We start from the raw sequence: 23,721 nt of genomic DNA on the forward strand, positions 1-23,721 counted from the left end.
ATCAATATTGGAACTGAAACTGATATCGTACAGTGGAACCCCTTCCTCCCGTTTGACTGACAAAAACTCTATAATTGCAGATGACTTATTATGCTCTTTTACGCAAGACGAACATATCATAGCTAGAAGCAGCCACATTCAGATCTTCATTCTGGGCAAGCCCTACAATCATGAATAAACGCAACTGACTCATGGTTTATTGACCTCGCGCAGCAGGTCAGCCACGGGCACATTCATAACATTTGAGTAATAAGGCTTATAGCCATACGCTGTGAGTACAGCTTTGCAAGGAATACTACTCTTATTCGAAAGAATTGAATTTATTTCCTTTATAGATAAGTCATCATCTCCAGTGCCATTTTTTATAGTCCTCTTAAAAAAAGCACTCGTAACATAACGATAGCTCTGCCCATCTGTTTTGACCTGATCCGTCTCAATCAATCCATACGCTGAAAGCTGCCGAAAACGCTCCACGGAAATATCCTGGTCATCGCCAAGCGCACATTCAAGTATGGAAGATGCGACGCCCTCCCCCTCACCCTTGCCAAAGAGATCCAAAAAGTTAATGTCTGACCTGTAGTGAATATCATATAGAGAGGATTGATCTTCTCGTTCAATGGACACATAGCTCAGATTGGCAGTTGGAATCCGATGATCCTTGGCACAAGAAGAAACCAGGACAAGCACTAATAGAAGGAAAGAATTTTTCATATCATGAAAACTCCTTCATTATCGACTCAAACAGCAAGTCACTAGCAGATTTCGCTCCTGAGATCGGCTTAGCAAACAACGCATTAGCATTATAATGATTTGCATCTACATTGGCATTTATGGAAGGGCCGCAATCAATAATCCATTTTTCACCAAAATCCGCCACCCCATCTGAGTCATCCGGAGTCGAAGGCGTCGCCTTTACATTAATCCAGTTCTCAGCAACGGGAGAGGGTTTATCCATATAGATATCTGAGCCTAACCAGACTAAAGCACCCTCACCAACAGGATCCAGGGTGATCAACATTTTTATTTTATAACCCCAATCCGACATTATTTTCGTCAGATGGGCACCGTTCCAACCACCCAGACTATGCCCGACAATATATACCGGGCAGCTCTTATACGGAATTAAAGCCAACACATTTTTCTGAATATCTTTTTTGCCTCTGACATCATTGTAGCCAACCCATTCAGATTTATACTTCCCTTCGTCTTTCAAGGTACTAGTGCGCTTATCGAACGATGTCCGCGCTTGGAGAACATTTCGGAAAGGACCCGAGAAATAGTAACTTTCCTTATCCCCAGCCCCGCCCACGAAAATAACAATTGCCTTGGTACTCTCAATCGGCACAGTCTTTTCACTGACATCCTTCTTGTCCGTCAGCGTATGTTCACTTTGCTGCTTATACGTATTGCCTTTCGCGCACGTAACCGTTTCACCCGCCATGCCTCACTCCTCCAAAAACAGCTTGATGCTTTCGGGAAGGTGCGAGCTGATCGTGTGGGTGAACCCCGACGCGTCAGACACGCCATGCTCTTGGCGCCCATCCGCACGCTGAATCATGTACGGGTGATTCGGCATCGGCTCGCCGGTCGTTGCGTTCACCAGTTTCAACTTGTCTGTGAAGTTGACCGGCATCGGCAATAGCCCGGTGAACGGGGCAGTAACAACGGCATCGCCAATAATCACCGTGCCCGAGCCTCCAGTGACCACATTGCCGTGGCCACCGACGCTATCGAGGGTTGCGGCGTTCAAGCCATTGATGAACACCGTGGCGGAGACGCCGCCGGTAATCGGACTGCCGCAGGCCGATTTATCGGTCATGCGCGCAGCGGCCAAGCCATCGAAATTCACATTGGGCGAACCGCTGGCGATGGGATTGGTGCCGTGTCCCGGTAGCGGGCAAGCGGTGGGGTCGGTGAGGCGGGCGGCGGGTTTTCCGCTCATGCACAAGCTCCTTGCAGGCTTTTCTGACAATCCATTGAACAAGTGCGCAAGGATGAGGGAAGTGGCGGATTTGTTCAAACGTAGACTTCAGGGACCGCCAAAAAATTTGAACCGTGGAAATCCTGTGGGAGCGGGCTTGCTCGCGAAAGCGGTGTGTCTTTAGCAGACATGTTGACTGACACACCGACTTCGCGAGCAAGCCCGCTCCCACAGGGTCTACGTTTAACCGGCTGATTTAGCGCGACGGCGGAACCCGGATATCCCCGTCACGACACGACGTCTTCACGCCTTTGCCACACGCGCCAAACCCCAGGTCCTTGCCCATGCACACCCGCACTTCCGACAGCTCGGGGCCGTTGCAGATCACTGCGATGCCGTCCGCCGCAATCCCGGGATTGCTCTGGCGGAACAGGTTGACGATTTCCTGGGCCTGGAAGTAATGGGTGCTGCTGAAGGGTTGCAGCTGCTCCGGGATTTTCACCGCACCGACGGCTTTGTCCGCCGCGTCCAGATAACCCTTCGCGCCGAGGCCGCTGCAGGTGCCGTGCTTGGCCCATTCGTGTTCAAGCAACTTCGGGGTCGGGAACAGCGTCAGCCCTTGTGTCCGCTCGGCGGGTGACAACGCCACCATCGGCGGGCACGACTCCGGCCAGCCGCCCTTGGCGTATTGCGGCCACAGGCCGTGCAGGACAAAACCGTAGCCTTTGCCGGAACATTGCGCGTCGTCTTTGTGGGTCAGGCAGAAGGTCGGCGACCAGGACAGCGTCAGCAGGTAGTAATCGAACACCCCGGCCACCGACTCGACTGGCGCTTTGCCTTGCTGGGATTGCCGGGCACTGCTCAGCCCGATGTTGCCGAACGTTATCGCGAGGATTGCGATGACTGCGTAAAGCTTTTTCATATACCCACTCCTTGGGAATGATGATGGTTTGAGTCCTTGGCCGACGATCGGCCAAGGGTTGTTTTGTCACGCCGGTGTTTCAATCGCATGACGCACGGCAAAACGTGCATTACCTTGATAGCGCTATGATCACTCTTACATCACGACAGGGAATCGACATGAGTAAGGCAGACGAGCTCGCCGCAAAACTGAGAGAAACCCGGTATTCCGGCGCCGACGCAGCCGTCGGCACCGATCAGGCAATCGACAGTTGGCCGGGCGAAGTGTACGCAATGTATCACCAGATCGAAGCGTGGCTGAAGCCGCTGCTTGAGGCTGGCCTGAGCATCCGACGTAACCCCACCCATGTTTTCGAGCGCCATCCTGAAGGCGCGACTTACGCCTACTCCATCGATCAACTGCTGATCGAAGGCAACCACCACAGCCTCACCTTCGTGCCGATCGTGCGCTTCACTGCCGACGGCGAAGGTCGGGTTGAAATTCACCTCAAGGGCAAAGAGATTCCCTTGCTGCGGACTGTGAGCGAACACGGCGAAACCCAGTGGTGGTTGCAGTCGATCGAGCAATCCGGGCAACAACCGGATGCGGTGGCGTTGACTGAAGTGAATCTGCTGTCGGTGATCCAGGAAGGGCTGGATCTCTAAGCCTCACACTTTCCCTTGTGGGAGCGAGCCTGCTCGCGAAAGCGGTGTGCCAGTCACCATCCATGTCGGATGTGCTGGCCTCTTCGCGAGCAGGCTCGCTCCCACAGGAATTCGGTGATGCTCCTGCTCACTGGCTGACCACAATCTTCCCGATCATCTGCGGATGCAGCGTACAGAAATACTCAAACTCCCCCGGCGTGTTGAACACGTAGGAAAAGCTGTCATTGGTATCCAGCGCCCCGGAGCGAAACACTTTGTGGGTTTCCGCCACGGTGTGCGGGATCTGGTCATCGTTCACCCACGTCACTTTGGTCCCCACGGTCACGGTCATGTCCTTGGGACCGAACATGAATTCCTTGATATCGATTTTCACGTCTTGAGCCCATACCGGCGTCGATAGCATCAGCCACATCACCGTCAGCAATAACTTTTTCATCCTCGCACCCTCCCCTTAAACCAGTGTCGAATCGATCAGCGCCAGCGGATGCTCGCCCTGTGTCGCGCGCACATCGGTAAGCCCCAGATAATTGCGCAGTTGATCCGCCGCCACGGTCATCGGCCCCGGCGACGGCGCGGTGCCCGGTGCGGGCTGTGGATAAGCCGTGCCGCGTGCAGTGTGAAAGGTGATGTTGCCTTCGACCTTCTGGATGACCTGGTGGATATGCCCGTTCAGCACCGTCACCGAACCGTATTTGCGCAACATCGCAATCGCCTGATCGCCGTCCTCGGTGCCCCAGCCCCACGGCTGATAAATCGTCCACAACGGAATATGGGTAAACACCACAATCGGCGTGCTGGTGCTCACGGCGCGCAAATCATCGGCGAGCCAGGCGAGTTGATCGGCGCCCAGGTTCGCCTCACGGCCCGCCTGGAAGTTGAAGACGTTCACCAGCGCAATGAAATGCACGCCGTGATCATCGAAGCTGTACCAGCCGTTGCCTTTGGTGCCCTTGCCGTAACGCTCGAGGTAGAGCTTGCCGCCGCCCTCGTCGAGGGTGTCGTGCTCCCCCGGTACGTAATGAATCGTGGACGGCAAGCCCTTGAGCAGTTGCGCCGCAGTGTCGAACTCTTCCGCTTTGGACAGATGGGTGATGTCGCCGGTGTGCAGGATCAGCGCCGGCCGTTTCGGCAGGGCGATGACCTTGTCGATGGCCACTTGCAAGGTCTTCACCGGCTCCGGATTGGCTTCCTTGTTGAAGCCGATGTGCGAGTCGCTGATCTGCACAAAATGGAAGGTACTGGCCAATGCCTTGGGGTCAGTGACGTTGCCGGAACTGTCCAGCGCAAAGGCCCGCGGAACGCCGCCGCTTAAGGCCCAGAGCACACCGGCCCCAGCCCACGCGGAACACTTGAGCAGCGTTCGACGATCGATGCTCAGCGGGCCGTCGGTGCGGCGTTGATGTTTTGATTGAATGTCCATCGGTTTGCCCTCGTTGGCGGACTACAGTGATGTAGCTGACACGAGGTACAACCGAGTAGGACGGGTCTTTATTCCACGTCGAAAAATAAGTTTTTTCCCGGGAATAAAACACAGCGCATCACAGTTATAGGGGGGTGAAGGTACGAGAAACACTATGAAGCGATTTGAGGAGCTGTTTGCGCCGCACATGGACGCGGCCTATAACCTCGCGCGCTGGCTCACCGGCAACGACAGCGCTGCGCGCGATGTCGTGCAGGAAGCCGCCCTGCGCGCCTTCAGATTCCTGCACCGCTTCGCCGATGGCAATCCGAAAGCCTGGTTTCTGACTATCGTGCGCAACGAAAGCTACACCTGGCTCAAAGCAGCGGCGGGCCAGCATTGGGTCGCCATTGGCGATGAACTGCCCGAAGACGATACGGCGCTGAGCCACACCCAAACCCCGGAACTGCTGGCCATCCACACGGAAAACGCGGTGCTGATCCAGCAAGCCCTGTGCGCCTTGCCGCCGATTTTTCGCGAGGTAATTGTTCTGAAGGAACTCGAAGACATGCCCTACAAGGACATCGCCCTGGTGGCCGACATCCCCATCGGCACCGTCATGTCGAGACTTGCCCGGGCCCGCGCCATGCTCAAGCTCGAACTACTGAAGATGCACGATCATGAATAAACTCGACTGCACGGTTTGCCAGACGCTGGTTCACGGCTATCTGGACAAGGAACTGGACTCGGCAATGACGGCCAATGTGGCCGAGCATTTGGCCGGGTGTGCCGAGTGCACGCGGTTACTTGATGAGGCGCGGTTGCTGACGGTCAACGTGAAGCGGCATGCGCCGTACTACTCGGCGCCGGCGTCGTTGACTGCCAACGTGTTAGCCGCTGTTGCGCCACGAAGCAGCGCTGTCGAACGCTGGCGAACATGGTTCGCGCCTGCGTTTTCAGTGGCCGCATTGGCCTTGGCGATGGTGCTTTACGTGGCAACGCCTGGCAGCGAACAACCGCTGATGGACGAAGCCGTTTCGAGCCATGTCCGATCGTTGATGGGCGAGCATTTGAATGATGTGGTGTCGTCTGACCGGCACACTGTGAAGCCCTGGTTCACCGGCAAACTCGACTTCTCGCCACCGGTGTCCGATTACGCGGCGCAGGGGTTTCCGCTGCTGGGTGGGCGGCTGGATTATCTGCAACATCAGACCACGGCGGCGCTGAGTTATGGGCGGGCCAAGCACATCATCAATGTGTTTATCCTGCCGACGACTGAAGCGGACAAACCGCCGAAAACGCGGTCGATTCGGGGGTTCAACGTGGTGTCGTGGGAAGAGAATCACATGCAGTTTGTGATGGTTTCGGATGTGGAGAAAAGTGAGCTTGAGGCGCTTGGGCAGTTGCTCAGGAGCGGCGCCTGAGGTGATCAAATAACCCCGTAGGAGCTGCCGAAGGCTGCGGTCTTTTGACTTTTAAGATCAAGATCAAAAGATCGCAGCCTGCGGCAGCTCCTACGGGGCGGCTATGGCCTGACTTGCCCCACCGCTGCCTGCAAATCCAGCGCCGGCAACTTCACCGGCGAATTCAACGCCTTCAACACCGGGTTGTCGTACCCATACACATCCGGTTTAAACGCCACCCGCCCGTTGCTGCCCATGTCCACCGTCCAATACGCCAGCAACACCGGCACTTTCACCGGCAAACGAATGTTCTCGGTCTTGCCATTGGCCAGTTGCTTTTGAATCCCGGCACTGTTCCAGCGCACCGGATCGTTAAACAGCAACTCCACCAACTGCAACGGATTCTCGACCCGGATACAGCCCGAACTGGTGGCGCGAACGTTCTTCGCGAACAATTCCCGGTGCGGTGTGTCGTGCAGGTAAATCGCGTAATCATTGGGGAAGCGGATGACCACCTGACCCAACGAGTTTTCCGGCCCCGCATCCTGACGCAAAGTGATGCCCCGCGGATTGCTCCAGTCGATGGTCGCCGGATCGAGCACATTGCCTTCCCGATCCAGCGGACGGATCCGGTTGGCACTGAGGTAATTCGGGTTACTCAGGATTTTCGGCAACACGTCTTCTTTCAGAATCGTCGGCGGCACGGTCCAGGTCGGGTTGAACGTGACGTAAGTAATCTCGGCCTGGAAGATCGGCGTACTGCGAAACGGTTTACCGACCTGCACCCGGGAACGCCAAACGGGTTGGCCGTCGCGATACAACGCCACTTTATAGCCGGCGATATCAACAATCACGAATGTGCCCTGCAGCTTATAAAGCAGCCAGCGCGCCCGCTCCATGTTGACCCGCACCTGATCGATACGCGCCTGCACCGGCACGTTCAACGCCGCGAGAGTCGTCACCCCGGCCACGCCATCCGCGCCCAGATACTGCTCGGTTTGATACTTCTTCACGGCAGCGATCACGGCATCGTCGTAATCATTGTTCTTGCTGTGTTTCGAATCCAGATAACCACCCGCGGCCAAACGCGCGCGCAACTGCGCCACCGCGGGGCCATCCATTCCGGGTTTGAGTGACTGTCCTTCGGTAATTCTCGGCCAGCCGCCACGGTCGCGAATCTTGCGCAACTGCGCCAGGGCTTCGCGCAAACCGACGTACACCGCTTCTTGTGGCGGGGCCTGTGCAAAGGCGCGGGCGACGTCATGGGTGTCCAGCGCGGTGAAAAAGTTATTCACATCATCCCGGGGATCGGCGCCAGTGATGTCGAAATTCCAATGCATGTCCAACCGCGCAGGATCGACCTTGCCCCGGCGCAATTGCAGCAATGCCGTGAGATAAGTGCGGGTCGCCGCAAGGTCAAAGGCTGCTTGCTGTGCCGGCGTTGGCGCCGTGTTCTGCATCGACGCCTGGGCCATGGCCAAATCATCGCCGCGAAAATCGGTTGGCTCCAGCCCATCAATTTGCGTGTCGTTGAGGCTCTTCAACAACTGCGTGACGTCGTCCGGGTTGGTCCAGGCCGCCCGGAACTGCCGATGGGTATAGAAATCCAGAACCACACGGTTAACGTCGATGCGCTGATGGCGCGGCCGGGTCTGCAGCGGTGGGAACGCCGAGATCAACGGCTCCAACACCGCGTGAATCTCTTGGGCGACGTTATCGTCGGGTATCGCCTCGATCATGCTGATCGACGGAGTTTCCACCGCAATCGGCGAAGTTTCAGCGAAGGCCGTGCCGCTGATCAGAAAGCCCATAAAAAAGACGTGGCTTATGACGAATAACCTTGATAGTTGCCTCATGGATAATCCTTAATCTCGTGCGTTCAGCACTTGTCGTTTGCCCTGCTAAACTCGAAATAACTTAATGAGACATCTCTATGGCGCTAAACCGCTTTGGCTTTCTATGCTCGGCCCTGCTGCTGACGGCAACGTCAATACCGCTAGCCTACGCCGATTCGCTCGCCGCCGCCCTCGCCAAAGCGGCCCCCGGTGCTAACGCCAACGTCATTGGCCTGGCCGTACGCGCCACCCAATGCAGCATCGCCCAGGGCGCAGCCCCTGTACAAAGGCTCGCCGTGATCGATTACTCCCTGCCTTCGACCGAACAGCGGTTATGGGTGTTCGATTTAAAGAAGCGCAAATTGCTGTTCCATGAACTCGTCGCCCATGGTCGCAACAGCGGCGAAAACATGGCCGTCAACTTCTCCAACCAAAACGAAAGCTTCGCCACCAGCCTTGGCTTATACCGCACCCAGGCAAGTTATGTCGGGCAGAACGGCTATTCGTTGAGGATGGAAGGCTTGGAACCCGGGTTTAACGACAATGCGTTTGATCGGGCGATCGTGATTCACGGTGCGCCGTATGTCAGCCCGAAATTGGCGAAGATTAATGGAAGGATTGGTCGTAGCTTGGGGTGTCCAGCGGTAAGGCCGGCGATTGCGCATCGGTTGATTGATTCGATGAAGGATGGGCAGTTGTTGTTTTCTTATTATCCGGATCAACGGTGGTTGAAGACTTCTTCGTTTGTGAATTGTGGGAGTGGGACGATGGCGGGTGTGGCTGGGGTGAAGACTACTCGTTGAGTGGGTGGGCCGTGTGGTTATGACGCATTGTTGAATTCGAAAAAAATGGGCGACCTTAAAAGGTCGCCCATTTTTCGTTACGACGTGCAGCCAGAGGGCTCAACATCGATCTATTTTTCAAAAAATGCGGAGAGATTGCTCAAAAGAGCAATGTCCTACACGAGACTCGGAACTGTCCGTACACTTCAGCATTGCTGCGCTTTTGTCACGAGGCCTATAGTCCTTCCGACGCCCAAATGGCGTGTCGGGTTTGGCGACTCGATGGCAATTGAACTGAAACCTTCGATCATTTTCGGAACGCTTCAGAACGCATGTGGCTGCCTGTTTTATGGTGGCTGTGCGCGGGAGACCTCAGGGTCTGCCGGTTTCTCCATTGCCCGGTTCGCCAACCCGCGTACGGCTACCACCCAGTCGTTTGGCGACGATTGAGTAGTAGCTCTTTCAAACTAATGGAGCTTCATATGAACGAATACAAATTAGGTCTGGATGCCGGCAGTCAAAATCGCTGCAGTCTTTCAAAAAGTAAAACATTGGAAGTCATTTACCGTATTGATACTCTTAACTATCCTGTAAATGGACGCCCACCTCGAACGCCCTTCGCCTTAGAAGCACAGTAAACAGTCGATACTTACACGGTATTAGACAGGATCGAAATCCCTTATAAACTCGTCAGCCCGCAGCGCAACACCTTCGAGATTAAACTTATCCAAAATAATCTCATCAATGGGACTCAAATAAGGGGACACGTATACCCCTCTCTTGTCCCGATCACGCCCTTCCATTACTTCTTGAATATTACCATCACGCAACGAATGCCCAATAACTACGACAGGATTGGCCTGAAGCATCGACCGTACAGATCCAAAGGCGAAATCGCATTTTATGCTGCTATTTAAATCAGAAGTGGTCAATTGTAGTGTTTCAGGTCTAGACATCGTCCCAGCCAACTTATAAATAACTAATCGCCCCGAAACCAACTCGACATTTTCAAAGTTCGGTATTACCACTTGAAATGGAATATTTTGACTGACACACGCATCCTCAAACAACTCATCAAAATTTGTAGTAATAATTGCTTTGAATTTTCTCACGGCATACTCATGCGCCATCGTTGGTCTTACTGTTTGCGGCGTATCAAGCATTTGGCCTACCTTAGCCAGTAGGCCTAGCCTCCCCTTCTTCATTTCAAAATACGAAGCAACCTGGCTAAAGTTGTACAACAATAGATTATGATCTGAAGTTAAATCCGGCCATAGTTCTTGACCCAGCGCAGCAATCAGAGCATTAGCAGTCGGATATCCAGCAGAAATCGAAAGCCCTGCTCCTGCTATCATCACCCAACTCCGCTCGGGCAATAGGAAAGGCTCTGAGCCTTTTTTCAGTACCGTCGGAGAAGGAACTTTTATTGCCAAATCCCGAGACTGAACCCGTTGCTTTAGAAAACTATCTGTAAACAGGCTAATAAGGGATTCGGACACCTGATCTTCCAAGTCATCTGCCCATTCAAACTCACGCCGAAACAAACCATCACTCCAGTTGGAAATTTCACTTCGTAGCTTGTCTCGTTTCTTGTCCCGCTTCGCGCCATAAGGTAAGTGTTTTAAAAATGACACCACGGGCACACCAATACTTCGCGCGTAATCTAATTCAAGATGAGTAACAGACATGCCACGCCCTGCCCCATAACCTTCGGTGGGGACCCAGCCATATGTATCACCTAAAATCAGGACCATAAGGTGGCATTGCTCTATCTCCGCCTGTATCACTTCCCAACTGGACCTGCCATTAGGGCTCATCGACTCAGCATTCACGGGTTCCACACCAAACTGCAACAGTTTTTTTATTGTCGCTCGACGCTCATTCTGTAGATCGTCCATAGTACTACTAACAAACGCTCGTAATTTACTTGGCATCACTCCCCCTAAAACCAAATCGCAACTATATTAAAAAATATATTTGCACCACATCAAACAAAATACTCGCAACACACACTTTCAATTGCCGCACCGGCACTTAGACCGTTCAAACTTTAACCGATGGTAACTATTGTTGGCACGGTCGGATTGTCGAATAGATAACTTGACTCTTGAAAAGTGCGTCATCGGTCGCGACGCCTTGAACGAAGACAAATTGAAGACTGAGGCAAAGGACCATGAGGTTAATTGTTTCAGCATAACGTTCGTTCCCTGAACAGCTTTTATAGTTAATAGCCCGATGCTATCAGCCCGTCTCAGACCTGTCTTGCCCATTCCCAGGAGGATGAGCTCATCGTATCCTGTAGCTCTTTGCGCCTCCACAAGCCTAACCCTGATAAACTCCCCACCTCCCAAGCCCCACCCAGCCCAGATCCCCAATGCCCCCAATCACCGCCACACTCGCCCCACTCTCCCGCCGCTTCTCCGTCGCCCCGATGATGGATTGGGCGTACTAATCGCCCTAGCCCCGTAAATAAAGGCCAATAAGCCTACTCTAAACCCTCCGTACCAATTACGTACCAGCAACCTTTGCGCCCCATCAAATCCCCCCCTCTCTCGTCCGCTGTAGCAAATTTTAAGAAACCGTTTTCGCCTCCAATCAAGCACTGTCGTTGCCATGGTTGAGTTCTCTAAAAAAGGAGTCGGTAACTGTGACAAACGAATACTCATCGACGGATGTGCTGGAAATGCTTTAACACAATCAACTAGCCGTGACAGCGACGGCGAACAGCTAAGCGATTACTCCGACTATATTAAATAAGGTGTAGCCAGCCTGAAGGAACAGGGGCATGACCTGTCGGTAACTATCAGCCAAAAGGGGCCGCTCTGCTGGCGGGGATCGACCAAGCCAAGTCAAGATAAGGTTCTGTATGCAAGCGCCATAACACTATTCAGATAGTGGCATTTAGGCATCAATCTGGTAGGGTATGACCTCTTTGGTAATTGAATATTTGCAGGAGAGATTACGTGGAAGGTCTAAAGGTTGAACACTGGCATCAATGGGAAATTCTCTGCTGTCATTTTATGGCTCTTTTTGCGAAAAAAAATTTCGGACAAAATGTATTTTACCAATCATATGGAAGCAAAGGTCAAAGTCAATTCGGCATAGACTTAGTCCCGCTGAATAACAATTTTCCTGCAGTAGCGCAGTGCAAACTTAAGGAAACCTCATTTACTTGGAAGATGCTGGAAGACGAACTTCTAAAAACCAACAATTACAATGGAATCATTGAGTACTACGTATTATTCACCACAGCAAACAAGCATACATCTATACAAGACAAAATGACTGAAGGCTACTACACACACCAGCGGTTAAACGGTACAAGCTTTAGGGTTTTTGTAGTCTACTGGTCGTCTATAAAGACTCTCGATTTTATCCCTCGCGCAGTTTTGGAAAGCATATTTCCAAGCGCATTCAAAATCGCGATGCCTACCCAGTTGCAAGGCCCTACAACAAATGAGTACTTAATTTCACTAAGATCGTTGCGAGTGAACCTCGTGTACCTGCTGCCAGAAATTAAATTAAACTGGCTGGAATATTGGGATTTTTCTCAAGGCTACGTTCTTTGTAGCTTTTACGACTCTCTGGCAGAACTCAGCATCGATTACAACAGAGTATCAACAGCGCTGAATAACGAAGCCTTATTTGGGTGGCTGCACGAGGGCTCACGCGCATTGATAGCCGAGACCTTACCTGCGGGCAACAGATTTTTTTCCGCGCTAGAGCAATTCACTTCGTCTATAAATGCGCACATTATCGGAAAAACACTACCGGGGGGAGAAGAGATTCTAACTTTAGAGGGTGTCGAGAACCAGCTATGGCGGAGAATTACAAATGAATGGCGTTCTCTGGCAGATTACGTTCTGCAAGTATATCGTGAGGACGTATTAGGCGCTTCGCGCCACTGACAGATAAGCTTGAATAGTATTCAGTTGTTGTGCCTTGCTTTCATATATCGATAATATCCGATTAGGTCGATAGCCCTCGATTATTGGAAGCTGTCTGTCAAGAGCTGACGCACGAAAGTGACAACCAGGGGGAAATCGGATTACTAGCTGAGTGCTTACTAGATCAGAGTGTATCAAGGTTGTGAGGACATGATGACAATCAAGAGGACGAGTGAATGAGCATCATTAAATATTTCAAGGCCAACCCTGTATTGCAAACAGACATAGGGGCATTTGAATTTGAATGTGATTTGGGCCAAGGCGGAAACGCTAACGTATTAAAATTCAATCGTGGTGAAAAACCTTATGCAATAAAATTCATCCCTCATGGCGACGACTCCAAACTTCGCAGATTCAGGGACGAATTCTTTTGTGCCGCACAGATTCCGACCCATAAAAACATAGTCATAACATATCACTTCGATAAGACAACTATCGAGGGCTCCGACTACTCGCTCATCGTAATGAAATTCTACGACAGCACGCTACACAAGATCGGACATATAGCCAATGATTCTCCTGAAGAGCAAACTGCAAAGGGCGGTCGCTTGTTACAGCAGTTGATGGCTGGGCTTCATCACTTACATACCCACAACATTATACATCGAGACATCAAGCCACAAAATATCTTCTACGATGCAGAAGCTGAGTCGTTCGTGATTGGTGATTTAGGGATCGCACACTTTAAAACCGACGAGTTCGCGAAAGAGGCGCTGACTAAGCCATCCGAGAGGCTTGCAAACTATTTATTCAGTGCCCCAGAGCAAGTTGATAGTAAAGAAAATATCACAGCAGCTGCTGACATCTATTCCCTCGCACAAGTCATACAGTGGTTTTTCACTGGGAAAACTATCCGCGGGCTCGGACGCCCGCAGTTTTCGATTAATGCACAGGGAAAACTTCTATCGATTTTAGACTCATTCGCAGAGAAGGCCCTCAAACACAATCCTTCTGCACGATTCCAAAGTATCGATGAAATCCAGCAGTTCATCAAAGACAAAACAAAACCTCCCAAGAAGGATCCTTGGATAAAGCTTCATGATTTCGACGACGTGATTCGGCGATCATTTCCAAAAATCCGAAAGACCGTAGTTACTACAGACCATGCTGAAATCCTGGCATTTCTCACGCAGTTTCAGAAAGACTGCGAAAAAAATGATTTCTGGTATGTCATGGCTGATGGAGGCGACAACAACTTTTCCGGATTAGAGCACCTAGACGCGCAAAAGTGGCTGATGAATGATGAAACTGAAATCAGTGTCTCAAAGCTACTTGTTCATCGGGATAACGGGTATTTATACAAGAACTTTTTCATCCTACTATTAGAACCTGAGGCTCCATTTGCCTGGTCAGATTTTGAAGGCAATCTGATAGAAAGACCTTCGACAGACGGATGGGAGTCTGACTTTTCTATTTTGATGGATGGAAAACTTTACATTGACCCGGACGAGATAGGCAACGGCTATTATCGTGTTAACAATGAAACCTATAAAGTAGAATACGACCGCTTTAAGGGTAGGTACAGATATCTTCTCCCGAACGCTGTGATGGTCGTACCAGTGCAAACTGCATCGGCAGTGATGACTGACAAAAGCCCGACGTCGGACTTTATCAATGCATCAATTCAGGCACAGGACCTCCCTCTAGAAGATCTCAAGCAATATCTCGATGCGACGCGCAGCTACCACAGTACTGAGATCACCCAGTACAACTGACATCACATTGGGACATCCGTACAGGTCGTGGTACTCGCCAATACCATGCTCAGGAGGTCTTCCAACAGAAAGTTTTCGGAGCGGTATAACAACGCTCTGCAAAATGCCGTTGACCATAGGTTTCAGTTCAACCGCGTTATCAGCTTCCCAAGCTGATAACGCGGGTTCGATTCCCTTCACCCGCTCCACTATTTTCAAGGCTTCCAGCGGTGCAGAAGCCTGACTGCTCAAGACTGGTGACAGTTTTGGTGACAGTTTCTCTGTTCGTGCGATTGAGCATAATGCTCACACAGCGCGCAGAGACCGCAGTCTTCAGGCTTGCCCTCGGAAACCAGTAATTTTGGTATGCCCCTCCCCTATCCTACGTCGAAGCCCTTATTTCATTGGCTTTCGAAGACGTGGGACAAGGTAATTTTTTAGTAAGGTAGAAGTAAGACAATTACTTATTCCAAAGGTAATTTATTTTTCTGTGGATACCTTATAAATCAATGGGTTAAGACTGTATTACCTATCTGATTACTCCTGATTACCTTGGGAAGTAATCCAGCGAATTCAATGAATGCGGGGGTTTCAGAGATGCCGTCGCCCTCGTATTACGCCATTACCTTTTTCCGACAGCCTCGCGAAAATCCATACTCACTTGCTCAATCGGTACAGAGCAGCCAAGCACCGCGATGGTGCCCCCGAATCCTTTACATCCCCCTCGCAGGGAATCGCAGGTTTTTTTCCCCCTGTACTACCCTCCCCAGCGTCGATTCCTTGCCGTCCTCAGCCAGTTGCAGAAGTGCGGAAAAAAAGACCCATTTAGCCCGCAGGCGTGGTGGGGGGATGACGGCGCGCGCCAGGTAATAATCAGGTCGTCGGGCGGCCAGAAGAGCTTCTGTTCCCATAGTCAAACATCCACAGCTCGTCGCCCCAGTTCGCATACCGCCCAACCATCAATTACTGTACATAAAGCCAGTATCTGTACAGTGAATCCCCCATGAATTTCGACCAGGCAAAAGCGCTGAGACTTCAGCAGTGGCGCTCGACCCTCGACAATCCCTCCTTCCGAATTCACAACCCGGAGGCGTATCGCCAGACTCTCCACTCGATGAGCAAGGACCTGGCCGCCGAGGGGTTGATCGACCCACTTGAACAATTCGACATGGATGAATTAGCGAACGCAGCCTATTGGCATGTCGTCGAGGAGTTGCACAATTCGCCGCCCCGCTACTGCGGCGCCTCTACCTACGACGTTGTGGCGCGCGGCACAACCGAACTATTCGGACGTATAGGTCGCACAATTTTCCACTATGCAAGCTCGCTCGTTGACCCTTCACGGACGACCTATGACGGCAAAATTTATCCAGACGCCGACGGAGCAAACCTTGTGTTCAACGCTTCTAAAGCGGTTGCGAGAATTACCAACCTCACGATGACCATGCCCGACGGAACGCTGTGTGACCTTGTCGAGACTCGGCGAGTTGTTGACGGCGTCACTTACGAACCGATTGACGATCCCGATCTGTACCGCGCTCTGGTCGACACCGCACAAGTCGCCCAGGAGAGCCACAATCTGCGCGCGTTCGAAAAGGCACGCCCGCTTCTCGACCTGGCTAGGTTTCACACCTGCCCGACCTGCCTGGATCGTTTTGGGTATCGAGACGATTGCCCGATGTGCGCCGGCAAAGGGTTTGTAACGAAGCAAGTGGGCACTGGTCTATGTTGAAAAGCACAACGTGAGGACGGGGCCATGTGCGGAAGACTCTCGCAATACCGAGGCATTCACGACTTCGTGGCGGCGCTGAACATGCCCAATGCCCTGGTCAACTCCACCGGCGACCAACCCTTTGAGCGTTACAACGCCGCGCCCACCACGCAACTGGCGATCTTCCATCAGGAAGGCCAATACCTACACGCCGACATGGTGCGCTGGGGATGGCGACCGCACTGGGCTAAAGATCGCGCCGCACCGATAAACGCGCGAGTAGAGAAGGTCGCGCACGGTCCTTTTTTCTGCGCAATCTGGCCGCACCGGGCAATCATCGCTATCGACAACTGGTTCGAGTGGGTGGATGAAGGTGGCCCAAAGAAACGGCCCTACCTCATCCAACGGAAAGACCGGGCGCCGCTCCTTTGCGCTGCAATCGGCCAGTACCCCAACGCGGAGCACCCGCCAAGTGAGCACGATGGCTTCGTGATCATCACCGCCGACAGCGTTGGCGGCATGGTGGATATCCACGACAGGCGACCGGTAACGCTTTCTCCGGAACTGGCGCGCGAGTGGCTTGATCCGGCTACGCCCAAGGAACGGGCAGAGTTGATTGCTTTACAAAATGGCGAGCCGCCCGATGCGCTTGAGTGGTTTCAGGTCGCTCCAGCCATTGGAAATGTGCGAAATCAGGACGCAGCGCTGATAACGCCTATCGGCGAAGTCATCGGCGGAGGGCCAGATTAGGCGAAAAAACGAGCGATGGGCCACCACCCATTGCCACCTAATAGCCATCATGCTCAAGGTGCTTAGTTGCACATGACGAAAAGCTATATGCCCAATATTGGTGATATAGCTTTTCCTAGTACTAGTTTCAAAATCATGGTGATGGCCCCTTGACATCGAGAAAATATTAAAAACCCGGAGTGCCATCATTAAAAGCGACAGGATCATTTTGCCATCATCACAGTAAATGCCGGCCCCTTTACCGTCCGGCCTAGCGTTTCCGGGCCTTTTTTTTAATTTTGATGTCAACACCTGTTTTTTTATTAATTAATAAAATTGGATAACTTTCGAGGTAGATATTAAAACAGCCTAGCTATCAACCTCCTTAACTTAACGAAAACGCTTCCTAAATAAGAACACTCAAAACTAAAAACACTCAGCACCCCTGCAGAAATACGTACTTACTTACTTGCGTAATGGTGGGATTTTTACAAGTAAGAAATTTAAGTTAACCAGGCTTACTACCCCTTAAATCACGTCCACATACGTTAGAGGCCTGAACAGCCACAACCCTTATACGACAAGCCTTTCAGCTTGCCCTAGCCACCCTTCAGGCCAGAAATACCCCTCCCGCAGTCGTAAAATTTTAGCGGCTAAAATAGTCAGAGAAACTTGCACTTGACTAACAGCCGGCAAGCACTTTACTGTAACCAGACTTCTAACAGGCATACCAATCGAACGGAATTTTTTTTGCACGGCAAAGGCTTTCGTTCGAAAAGTATTCTGCTGGCGATAGTTAGAAGAGGGGCGCTGAAAAGCAAAAAAGGCAGATGGGGATTGGACCCCCATCTGCCTCGAAGCTAACAGCGCAAAAATAAAAACACTGGCGAGGTTTTTTCTCTCCAATCCTTTGCGCCGTCGTTTGCTCTTCACAACGTTAGCACACAGGATCTGAGAGACCAAGACTGGCGGCCACCCCCACAAGGCACTGAATATGTCGCCCCACGTCGTGGAGCTGCTCATTGAGCTCGTGCGCATGACTACCGAGCTGCTGAAGGTTCTACAGGTAGTTTTCGCCTAGAAACACCGGCAGGGTTGAAAGGCCCTGCCGTCTTGCTCCGCTAGCGGTAGTGCGGGCGTATCGGCATTCGCTGGGGCTACTGCTCGGGGGCTCTATGCTTCCACGGCCACCTCGTAAGGTTTGAACCGAATGACCTCCTCCCCCATCCAGTCATTCAGTTGCAGCATCCGCGTCTGCATAGGCTCCAACTCATTCGCCGCATAGATCTGCGCCGCCTCCCTAATCGACCCAAACCCCCCAGCATTCTGCGGCACAATCCCCATTAACTGCGGCGGTATCCGCAAACTCGCCAACACATCATCCCGCGTCTGATTCTTGATCGAATTAAACTCATCCTTAGCCGCCACCTCACTCACCGGAATCAACTGAATCCCATCCTTCTTCCCCGTCGGCGAGTACACAAACAAATTCCGAAAATTCCCCGGCCCCTTCGAATCCTTCAACGCCTTACGCAACGCATCGATATCCGCCTCCGTCTGCGCCGCATCCGTCATGTACAGGATGAACCCCGCATGACTCCCGTTCTCGTAGTACTTGCGCCGAAACAACGTCGCCGACTCATTCAGCAACGCCGACTGCAATGCGCTGATCCACTCCGGCAACCCATAAATCTCCTGGTGCAGATCCGCCTCCCGCAGATGAAACACGCTCCCCGCTTCAAACGCATGCTCACTTTTGAACCCCTGCACCTGGTAGAACCTCCCCTCCGGCCCCACCCGCATGTACTTCGCCAGCGGCGGCACCAACTGCCAAGTCCCCCCCGACACCGAACGACGCCGCTCCAGATACCCATTCCCCAGGCACAAAAAATCCAACGCGAACTGCTCAAACGCCGCACGGGAAAGCATCGGATGCGGGATAAACGTCTTACTCAATAGGTTGCGCTTAAACATCAACCCCGAATGCAAATGCACACTTGCACCCACCGACCGCGCCAGCCCATCCATCGACAACGGCGGCTTATACCAACGCCCGTTAAACCAGCACTCCAGATAGTCGAACACCTCCCGACCACCCAACACCGGCGTCGGCTCCCCGAAGCTAAAAACCTGCGTACCTGCTCCGCTGGAAACGGTCGCGGGGAGCAGTGCCTGTTCAGTCATCAATAAATCTCCATCCGCCCGGTATTGGCAGCCGTCTGCCCCTCAAGCGGTTCGTTATGCAAAGCATGAAAAAGCGCCCACGCCAGATCGGCGTGGCCAGTGTTGTCGTTGCGCCCAGCGGTATAGGTGTACTGACGCCCGCCAGCAGTAACCGTCTTACGAATCGCCATCAGCGACTGCGCCATGTCCGTCCAGCCGGCATCGAACTCCAGCCGCCCCTTGTGGATAACGTCATAAGCCTTGAGCACCAACCGGGTTTTAACCTCAGGCGAATAGCTAAAGGTGGTCACCGCCGGGAAGAATTGACGTACCAGCTGCGCCACGCCACTGCCCAGGCCAGTCACATCGATTCCGATGTACGTCACCCAATACCGGTCGCAGACGCGTTTGATAAAAGCCGCCTGAGCCGCAAAATCCATCCCCCGAAACTGATGCCGTTCAAGCACCCGAAACTTCCCACCCGGCACCAACGGCGGCGCAACCACCACCAGCCCCGAGCAGTCCCCCGTCTCAGCCGGGTCGTAACCAATCCATACCTGACGGTCACCGAACGGGCGCATGGCAAACGGCTTATAGTCCTCAGCCCACTCCACCCAGCTATCGACCATGCACGACTGCAACAACGCCAGCGGAAAGATGCTCGCGCCGTCGTCAACAAAGTCGCACATCAGTAGGTTCGCGAACGCTTCAGGGCTGTACTCGCGGCGAAGCTCTTCGATGTCGAACAGATCACAGCCGCCCTGCTCCGCATCAAGGATGTTAACGATCTGCCGCCATAACCGGTCCTCACACAGCCGCCCCTGCTGGAGCGATCCGTGGGATACATCGACCTTGGTGTGCTGCGCCGCCGGCTTGCCCTTGTTGAAGCGCTCACCGGTCCAGAAGGTGTAAGCCTCATGGGCCATGCTGGAAGGCGTCGAGAAGTAGGTTTTGCGCCACTTCTTGTGCATCGCCATGCCCGAGGCAACCTTGTTCAGCTCCTCAAACTTGAACGTCCAGAAGAATTCATCAAAGTAGAAATTGCCGTGGTAACCCTGGGCGGTGCGGGCGTTGGTTCCGAGGAAAAACAACTCGGCCCCATTGGGCAGCACAATCGGGTCACCGGTCAGCTCGACACCGCTAACCTCACGGGCAAACGCCTGGATGTAGCCGCGAAAAAGGTAGGCCTGATTTTTCGAAGCCGACAAGAAAATCTGATTGCGTCCAGTCTCCAGCGCATCGATAAACGCCTCACGCGCGAAGTAATAAGTTGCGCCGATCTGCCGACTCTTGAGGATGACCCGAGTGCGTTGATTGCCTGCCCGGCACCAGTCTTTTTGGTACTCAAAACAGCCGTCGAGAAACGCTTCGCGCAGTAACTCGACCTGGTCTTCGCTGATGTCATTTTTCGGGGTTTTCTTCTTCGGCCCTTCGTTGCGCTTGGCCAGGTTCGGGTTGAGGTCGGTTTCAGTACCGCCCCCCTGAAAACGCTGAATGCGGGCCTGTCGCTCCAACTGCCGGTGCAGCAGATCAATCTCTTTGAAGTCGCCGCTGGTCTTGCCGTCCTTTAGGATCAGCTGTACCAACCGCGCCTCAAGCGCCCCACCGATACGCTCGACCGTGTCCGCCTGATCCCACGCATCTCGGGCCTTCCAGCTATGTAGCGTCTTCTCCTTCTCGCCCGTCGCCTCGGCAATCTCGCAGACACGCCAACCCATCCAGTACAAAAACTTGGATTGGCGGCGGGGATCGATGGGCAACAGCGCGGTGGTAGTCATCACGACGATGCTGCCGCCCAGGCCCGCCACTCAATAGCGCCGGCCCTTGTGCCCTCCCCGCCTACAACCCCGCCTCATTGCCGCCACCCGCGCGCGACCCGACCATGCCCCTCACTGCAACGCACTGAGCATTCCCGGCATGAAAAAATTCCGCAGCAACTGGTTCCGCGTCGCCGTCGAAGGCGCGACCTCGGACAAACGCACCATCAAACGCGACTGGCTGGAACAGGCCGCCAAAAACTTCAACCCGTCCACCTACGGCGCCCGCATCTGGCTGGAGCATTTCCGCAGCCTGCTGCCCGACAGTCCGTTCAAAGCCTACGGCGACGTCCTCGCGGTGAAGACCGAAGAAATCGACATCCACGGCCAGAAAAAACTCGCCCTGTTCGCCCAGGTCGAGCCCACCGTCGACCTGATCGCCATGAACAAGGCCAAGCAAAAGATCTACACCTCGATTGAAATCGACGACAGCTTCGCCGACACCGGAGAGGCCTACATCGTCGGTCTGGCCGTGACCGACTCCCCGGCCAGCCTCGGCACCGACGTCCTCGCCTTCTCGGCGCAGAAGCCCGACGCCAGCCCCTTCAAGGACCGGCACTACTCCGCCACCTCAATGTTCACCGAAGCCGTCGAAGCCGAGCTGACATTTGAAGAGTTTGAAGACAGGCCCAGCCTCGGCGCCCAGCTCTTCAGCAAGGTACAAACCCTGCTCAAAGGCAAACAGGCCAAGGACGACAGCGAGTTCGGCCACATCGGCCAAGCCGTCGAAACCATCGCCGAGCACGTCAAAGACCTGCCCGACCAACTGGCCGCAGAGAGGCAGTTTTCCGCAGCACTGAAAACGCAGCTCGACCAGTTAGCCAAGGACTTCACCGAGCTAAAACACAAACTCTCGACCACCCAAGATCTCAACCAAAAAACACGTCCTCCGGTCACCGGCGGCGCAAACCACGTCATGACCGACTGCTGATATCAAGGACAACCTCCATGCGCAACGACACCCGCAACCTCTTCAACGCCTACCTCGGCCAGCTAACCAAACTGCACGGCGTGCCCAACGTCACTACCAAATTCGCTACCGCCCCCAGCGTCACCCAGACCCTGGAAACCCGCATGCAGGAATCCAGTCAGTTCCTCAGCGCGATCAACATCTACGGCGTCACCGAGCAGATGGGTGAAAAGATCGGCATGGGCATCGGCGGCCCCAACGCCGGCACCACCGACACCACCCAGAAAGACCGCGAAACCACCGACATCACCACCCTCGATGATCGCGGCTACTTCTGCTCGCAGACCAACTTCGACACCCACCTGCGCTACAGCAAACTGGACGCCTGGGCCAAGTTCCCCGATTTCCAGGCGCGCATCCGTGACGCCATCCTCAAGCGCCAGGCGCTGGACCGCATCCTGATCGGCTGGAACGGCACCCACCGCGCCGTCACCTCGAACCCGGCGACCCACCCGCTGCGCGAAGACGTCAACATTGGTTGGCTGCAAAAGATGCGCACCGAAAACGCCGCGCGGGTGATGAAGGAAATCGCTGAAGGCTCGGGCAAAATCGCCATCGGTGCTGGAAAGGACTTCACCAACCTTGACGCCCTGGTCTTCAGCATGGTCGAGGAGTTCATTGCCCCTTGGTATCAGGAAGACCCGGACCTGGTGGTGATCTGCGGTCGCCAACTGCTGGCCGACAAATACTTCCCGATCATCAACAAGGACAACGTCCCGAGCGAAATGCTGGCCGCCGACATCGTCACCAGCCAAAAGCGCCTGGGCAACTTGCCCGCGGTGCGCGTGCCCTATTTCCCGGCGCGCGGGCTGCTGGTGACCAAACTCGAAAACCTATCGATCTACTGGCAGGAAGGCAGCCGCCGTCGCACCGTCCTCGACAACGCCAAACGCGACCGCATCGAAAACTACGAATCGGTCAACGACGCCTACGTCATCGAGGACCTGGAATGCGCGGCCCTCGCTGAAAACATCGAAATCGCATCGTAAGACAGACGACCATGACCAACCCCTGCCGGCATCACTTCCTGCGCGTCACGGCCGCCATAGAGGCGGCCGCTGTCGAACCCAATCAAACCATGGCCGGTGCCACCGCCTACGAACACCAGCTCAACCAGCTACTGCAAGATCGCCTGCGCCTGAAACAGATCCAATCGAACCAAGGCAAAGCCGAACTCAAACGCCAGTTGCTCCCCGACTACGTGCCCTACGTGCAAGGCGTGCTGGAAGCTGGGCTCGGGGCGCAAGACGAAGTGCTGACCACCCTCATGGTCTGGCGCTTCGATGCCGGCGACTTCAACGGCGGCCTCGACATCGCCGCGTACGTGCTCAAGCACAAAATGATCATGCCGGATCGTTTCGCCCGCACCTTGGGCTGCCTGGTCGCCGAAGACATCGCCACGGCGGCATTGAGTGCACAGAAGCTCAACGAACCGTTCGACTTGGCCACCCTGCAACGCGCCGCCGACCTGACCGACGCCGAAGACATGCCCGACCAGGCCCGCGCCAAGCTGTTCCTCGCCATGGGCCGCGCCACCCTGGACGGCCTCACCGAAGAACTGCCCGACCAGCCCGGTCAAGTTCAGGCCGGCATCGACCTGCTGAAAAAAGCCATCGAACGGCACGACGCCTGCGGTGGCAAAAAGGATCTAGAGCGGGCCGAACGCCTACTCAACAAACTTGCCGCCACGGGCGGCTAACCGAGCGTCCCCACGCACCCCGCCGGCTCGGGGCGGATCGGCCAGGCCACGCACCTGAACGAGAAGCCCCGACCACCGGCGACCT

At 53.9% G+C, this 23,721-nt stretch carries 22 protein-coding genes; 12 read left to right on the forward strand and 10 right to left on the reverse strand.

The annotated features are described in order from the left end of the window. Positions 1-189: 189 nt before the first annotated feature. The 4 genes from HB680_RS01440 to HB680_RS01455 all read right to left on the reverse strand — a co-directional run bounded on the left by HB680_RS01440 (position 190) and on the right by HB680_RS01455 (position 2,843). Positions 190-711: a hypothetical protein gene (locus HB680_RS01440; RefSeq protein WP_213936807.1), complete on the reverse strand. Its 522-nt coding sequence runs from the start codon at positions 709-711 to the stop codon at positions 190-192. Between the two features lies 1 nt (position 712). Beyond that, positions 713-1,441: an alpha/beta hydrolase gene (locus tag HB680_RS01445; RefSeq protein WP_213936808.1), complete on the reverse strand. Its 729-nt coding sequence runs from the start codon at positions 1,439-1,441 to the stop codon at positions 713-715. Between the two features lie 3 nt (positions 1,442-1,444). Next, on the reverse strand, positions 1,445-1,942 hold the full coding sequence (locus tag HB680_RS01450; protein WP_213936809.1) for a PAAR domain-containing protein: 498 nt from the start codon (positions 1,940-1,942) through the stop codon (positions 1,445-1,447). Positions 1,943-2,177: 235 nt separating this feature from the next. Next, the gene (locus HB680_RS01455) at positions 2,178-2,843 is read right to left on the reverse strand and encodes a ribonuclease T2 (RefSeq protein WP_213936810.1); all 666 of its coding nucleotides are present in this window, start codon (positions 2,841-2,843) and stop codon (positions 2,178-2,180) included. A 158-nt stretch (positions 2,844-3,001) separates the two neighbouring features. Between HB680_RS01455 and HB680_RS01460 the strand changes: the two genes are divergently transcribed. Continuing rightward, entirely contained in the window at positions 3,002-3,487 is a 486-nt protein-coding gene (locus tag HB680_RS01460) for a hypothetical protein (protein ID WP_213936811.1), read from the forward strand. 127 nt (positions 3,488-3,614) lie between these two features. Here HB680_RS01460 and HB680_RS01465 read toward each other — a convergent pair whose 3' ends face one another. Beyond that, positions 3,615-3,923 carry a cupredoxin family copper-binding protein gene (locus HB680_RS01465; protein WP_213936812.1) on the reverse strand — a complete coding sequence of 103 codons (309 nt, stop codon included), beginning with the start codon at positions 3,921-3,923 and terminating at the stop codon, positions 3,615-3,617. Positions 3,924-3,938: 15 nt separating this feature from the next. Continuing rightward, positions 3,939-4,907, reverse strand: a complete 969-nt coding sequence (locus HB680_RS01470; RefSeq protein WP_213936813.1) for a metallophosphoesterase — start codon at positions 4,905-4,907, stop codon at positions 3,939-3,941. Between the two features lie 154 nt (positions 4,908-5,061). Between HB680_RS01470 and HB680_RS01475 the strand changes: the two genes are divergently transcribed. Both HB680_RS01475 and HB680_RS01480 read left to right on the forward strand, forming a co-directional pair. Next, positions 5,062-5,574, forward strand: coding sequence for a sigma-70 family RNA polymerase sigma factor (locus tag HB680_RS01475; RefSeq protein WP_213936814.1), 513 nt, complete (start codon positions 5,062-5,064; stop codon positions 5,572-5,574). After that, positions 5,567-6,310 carry an anti-sigma factor gene (locus tag HB680_RS01480; RefSeq protein WP_213936815.1) on the forward strand — a complete coding sequence of 248 codons (744 nt, stop codon included), beginning with the start codon at positions 5,567-5,569 and terminating at the stop codon, positions 6,308-6,310. Before HB680_RS01475 ends, HB680_RS01480 begins: the two co-directional genes overlap by 8 nt. Positions 6,311-6,411: 101 nt before the next feature. Here the strand turns inward: HB680_RS01480 and HB680_RS01485 are convergent, their stop codons facing one another. Beyond that, a complete protein-coding gene (locus tag HB680_RS01485; protein ID WP_213936816.1) occupies positions 6,412-8,145 on the reverse strand; it encodes a L,D-transpeptidase family protein in 1,734 nt (577 codons plus the stop codon). A gap of 77 nt (positions 8,146-8,222) precedes the next feature. On the opposite strand from HB680_RS01485, the gene HB680_RS01490 reads away from it, so the two are divergent. Both HB680_RS01490 and HB680_RS01500 read left to right on the forward strand, forming a co-directional pair. Then, complete coding sequence (locus HB680_RS01490) at positions 8,223-8,927, forward strand: murein L,D-transpeptidase catalytic domain family protein (protein ID WP_213936817.1); 705 nt, start codon at positions 8,223-8,225, stop codon at positions 8,925-8,927. 461 nt (positions 8,928-9,388) lie between these two features. Next, positions 9,389-9,544 (forward strand): hypothetical protein, encoded by a 156-nt coding sequence (locus HB680_RS01500; RefSeq protein ID WP_213936819.1) that lies wholly within the window; start codon positions 9,389-9,391, stop codon positions 9,542-9,544. 21 nt (positions 9,545-9,565) lie between these two features. On the opposite strand, the gene HB680_RS01505 is transcribed toward HB680_RS01500, so the two are convergent. Further along, complete coding sequence (locus tag HB680_RS01505; protein ID WP_213936820.1) at positions 9,566-10,840, reverse strand: DUF4062 domain-containing protein; 1,275 nt, start codon at positions 10,838-10,840, stop codon at positions 9,566-9,568. A 1,029-nt stretch (positions 10,841-11,869) separates the two neighbouring features. Between HB680_RS01505 and HB680_RS01510 the strand changes: the two genes are divergently transcribed. From HB680_RS01510 to HB680_RS01525, 4 genes are all read left to right on the forward strand, one after another. Next, positions 11,870-12,814: a hypothetical protein gene (locus HB680_RS01510; protein ID WP_213936821.1), complete on the forward strand. Its 945-nt coding sequence runs from the start codon at positions 11,870-11,872 to the stop codon at positions 12,812-12,814. A 215-nt stretch (positions 12,815-13,029) separates the two neighbouring features. Further along, complete coding sequence (locus HB680_RS01515) at positions 13,030-14,568, forward strand: protein kinase (RefSeq protein WP_213936822.1); 1,539 nt, start codon at positions 13,030-13,032, stop codon at positions 14,566-14,568. A 982-nt stretch (positions 14,569-15,550) separates the two neighbouring features. Continuing rightward, the gene (locus tag HB680_RS01520; protein WP_213936823.1) at positions 15,551-16,279 is read left to right on the forward strand and encodes a hypothetical protein; all 729 of its coding nucleotides are present in this window, start codon (positions 15,551-15,553) and stop codon (positions 16,277-16,279) included. Between the two features lie 24 nt (positions 16,280-16,303). Beyond that, positions 16,304-17,008: an SOS response-associated peptidase family protein gene (locus HB680_RS01525; protein WP_213936824.1), complete on the forward strand. Its 705-nt coding sequence runs from the start codon at positions 16,304-16,306 to the stop codon at positions 17,006-17,008. A 1,152-nt stretch (positions 17,009-18,160) separates the two neighbouring features. On the opposite strand, the gene HB680_RS01530 is transcribed toward HB680_RS01525, so the two are convergent. Together HB680_RS01530 and HB680_RS01535 are read right to left on the reverse strand one after the other, a co-directional pair. Beyond that, complete coding sequence (locus HB680_RS01530) at positions 18,161-19,171, reverse strand: phage portal protein (protein WP_213936825.1); 1,011 nt, start codon at positions 19,169-19,171, stop codon at positions 18,161-18,163. Continuing rightward, positions 19,171-20,928: a terminase ATPase subunit family protein gene (locus HB680_RS01535; protein ID WP_213937102.1), complete on the reverse strand. Its 1,758-nt coding sequence runs from the start codon at positions 20,926-20,928 to the stop codon at positions 19,171-19,173. The genes HB680_RS01530 and HB680_RS01535 overlap by 1 nt, the downstream gene beginning before the upstream one ends. Positions 20,929-21,067: 139 nt before the next feature. Between HB680_RS01535 and HB680_RS01540 the strand changes: the two genes are divergently transcribed. Genes HB680_RS01540 through HB680_RS01550 form a run of 3 tightly spaced genes read left to right on the forward strand, consistent with a single transcriptional unit; the run spans position 21,068 to position 23,636 of the window. Continuing rightward, positions 21,068-21,898: a GPO family capsid scaffolding protein gene (locus HB680_RS01540; protein ID WP_213936826.1), complete on the forward strand. Its 831-nt coding sequence runs from the start codon at positions 21,068-21,070 to the stop codon at positions 21,896-21,898. 17 nt (positions 21,899-21,915) lie between these two features. Next, positions 21,916-22,926: a phage major capsid protein, P2 family gene (locus HB680_RS01545; RefSeq protein ID WP_213936827.1), complete on the forward strand. Its 1,011-nt coding sequence runs from the start codon at positions 21,916-21,918 to the stop codon at positions 22,924-22,926. 11 nt (positions 22,927-22,937) lie between these two features. Continuing rightward, positions 22,938-23,636, forward strand: coding sequence for a terminase endonuclease subunit (locus tag HB680_RS01550; protein ID WP_213936828.1), 699 nt, complete (start codon positions 22,938-22,940; stop codon positions 23,634-23,636). Positions 23,637-23,721 lie beyond the last annotated feature (85 nt).

Origin of the sequence: Pseudomonas sp. dw_612 (assembly GCF_018449725.1) — a bacterium.
Taxonomy (GTDB): Bacteria; Pseudomonadota; Gammaproteobacteria; order Pseudomonadales; family Pseudomonadaceae; genus Aquipseudomonas.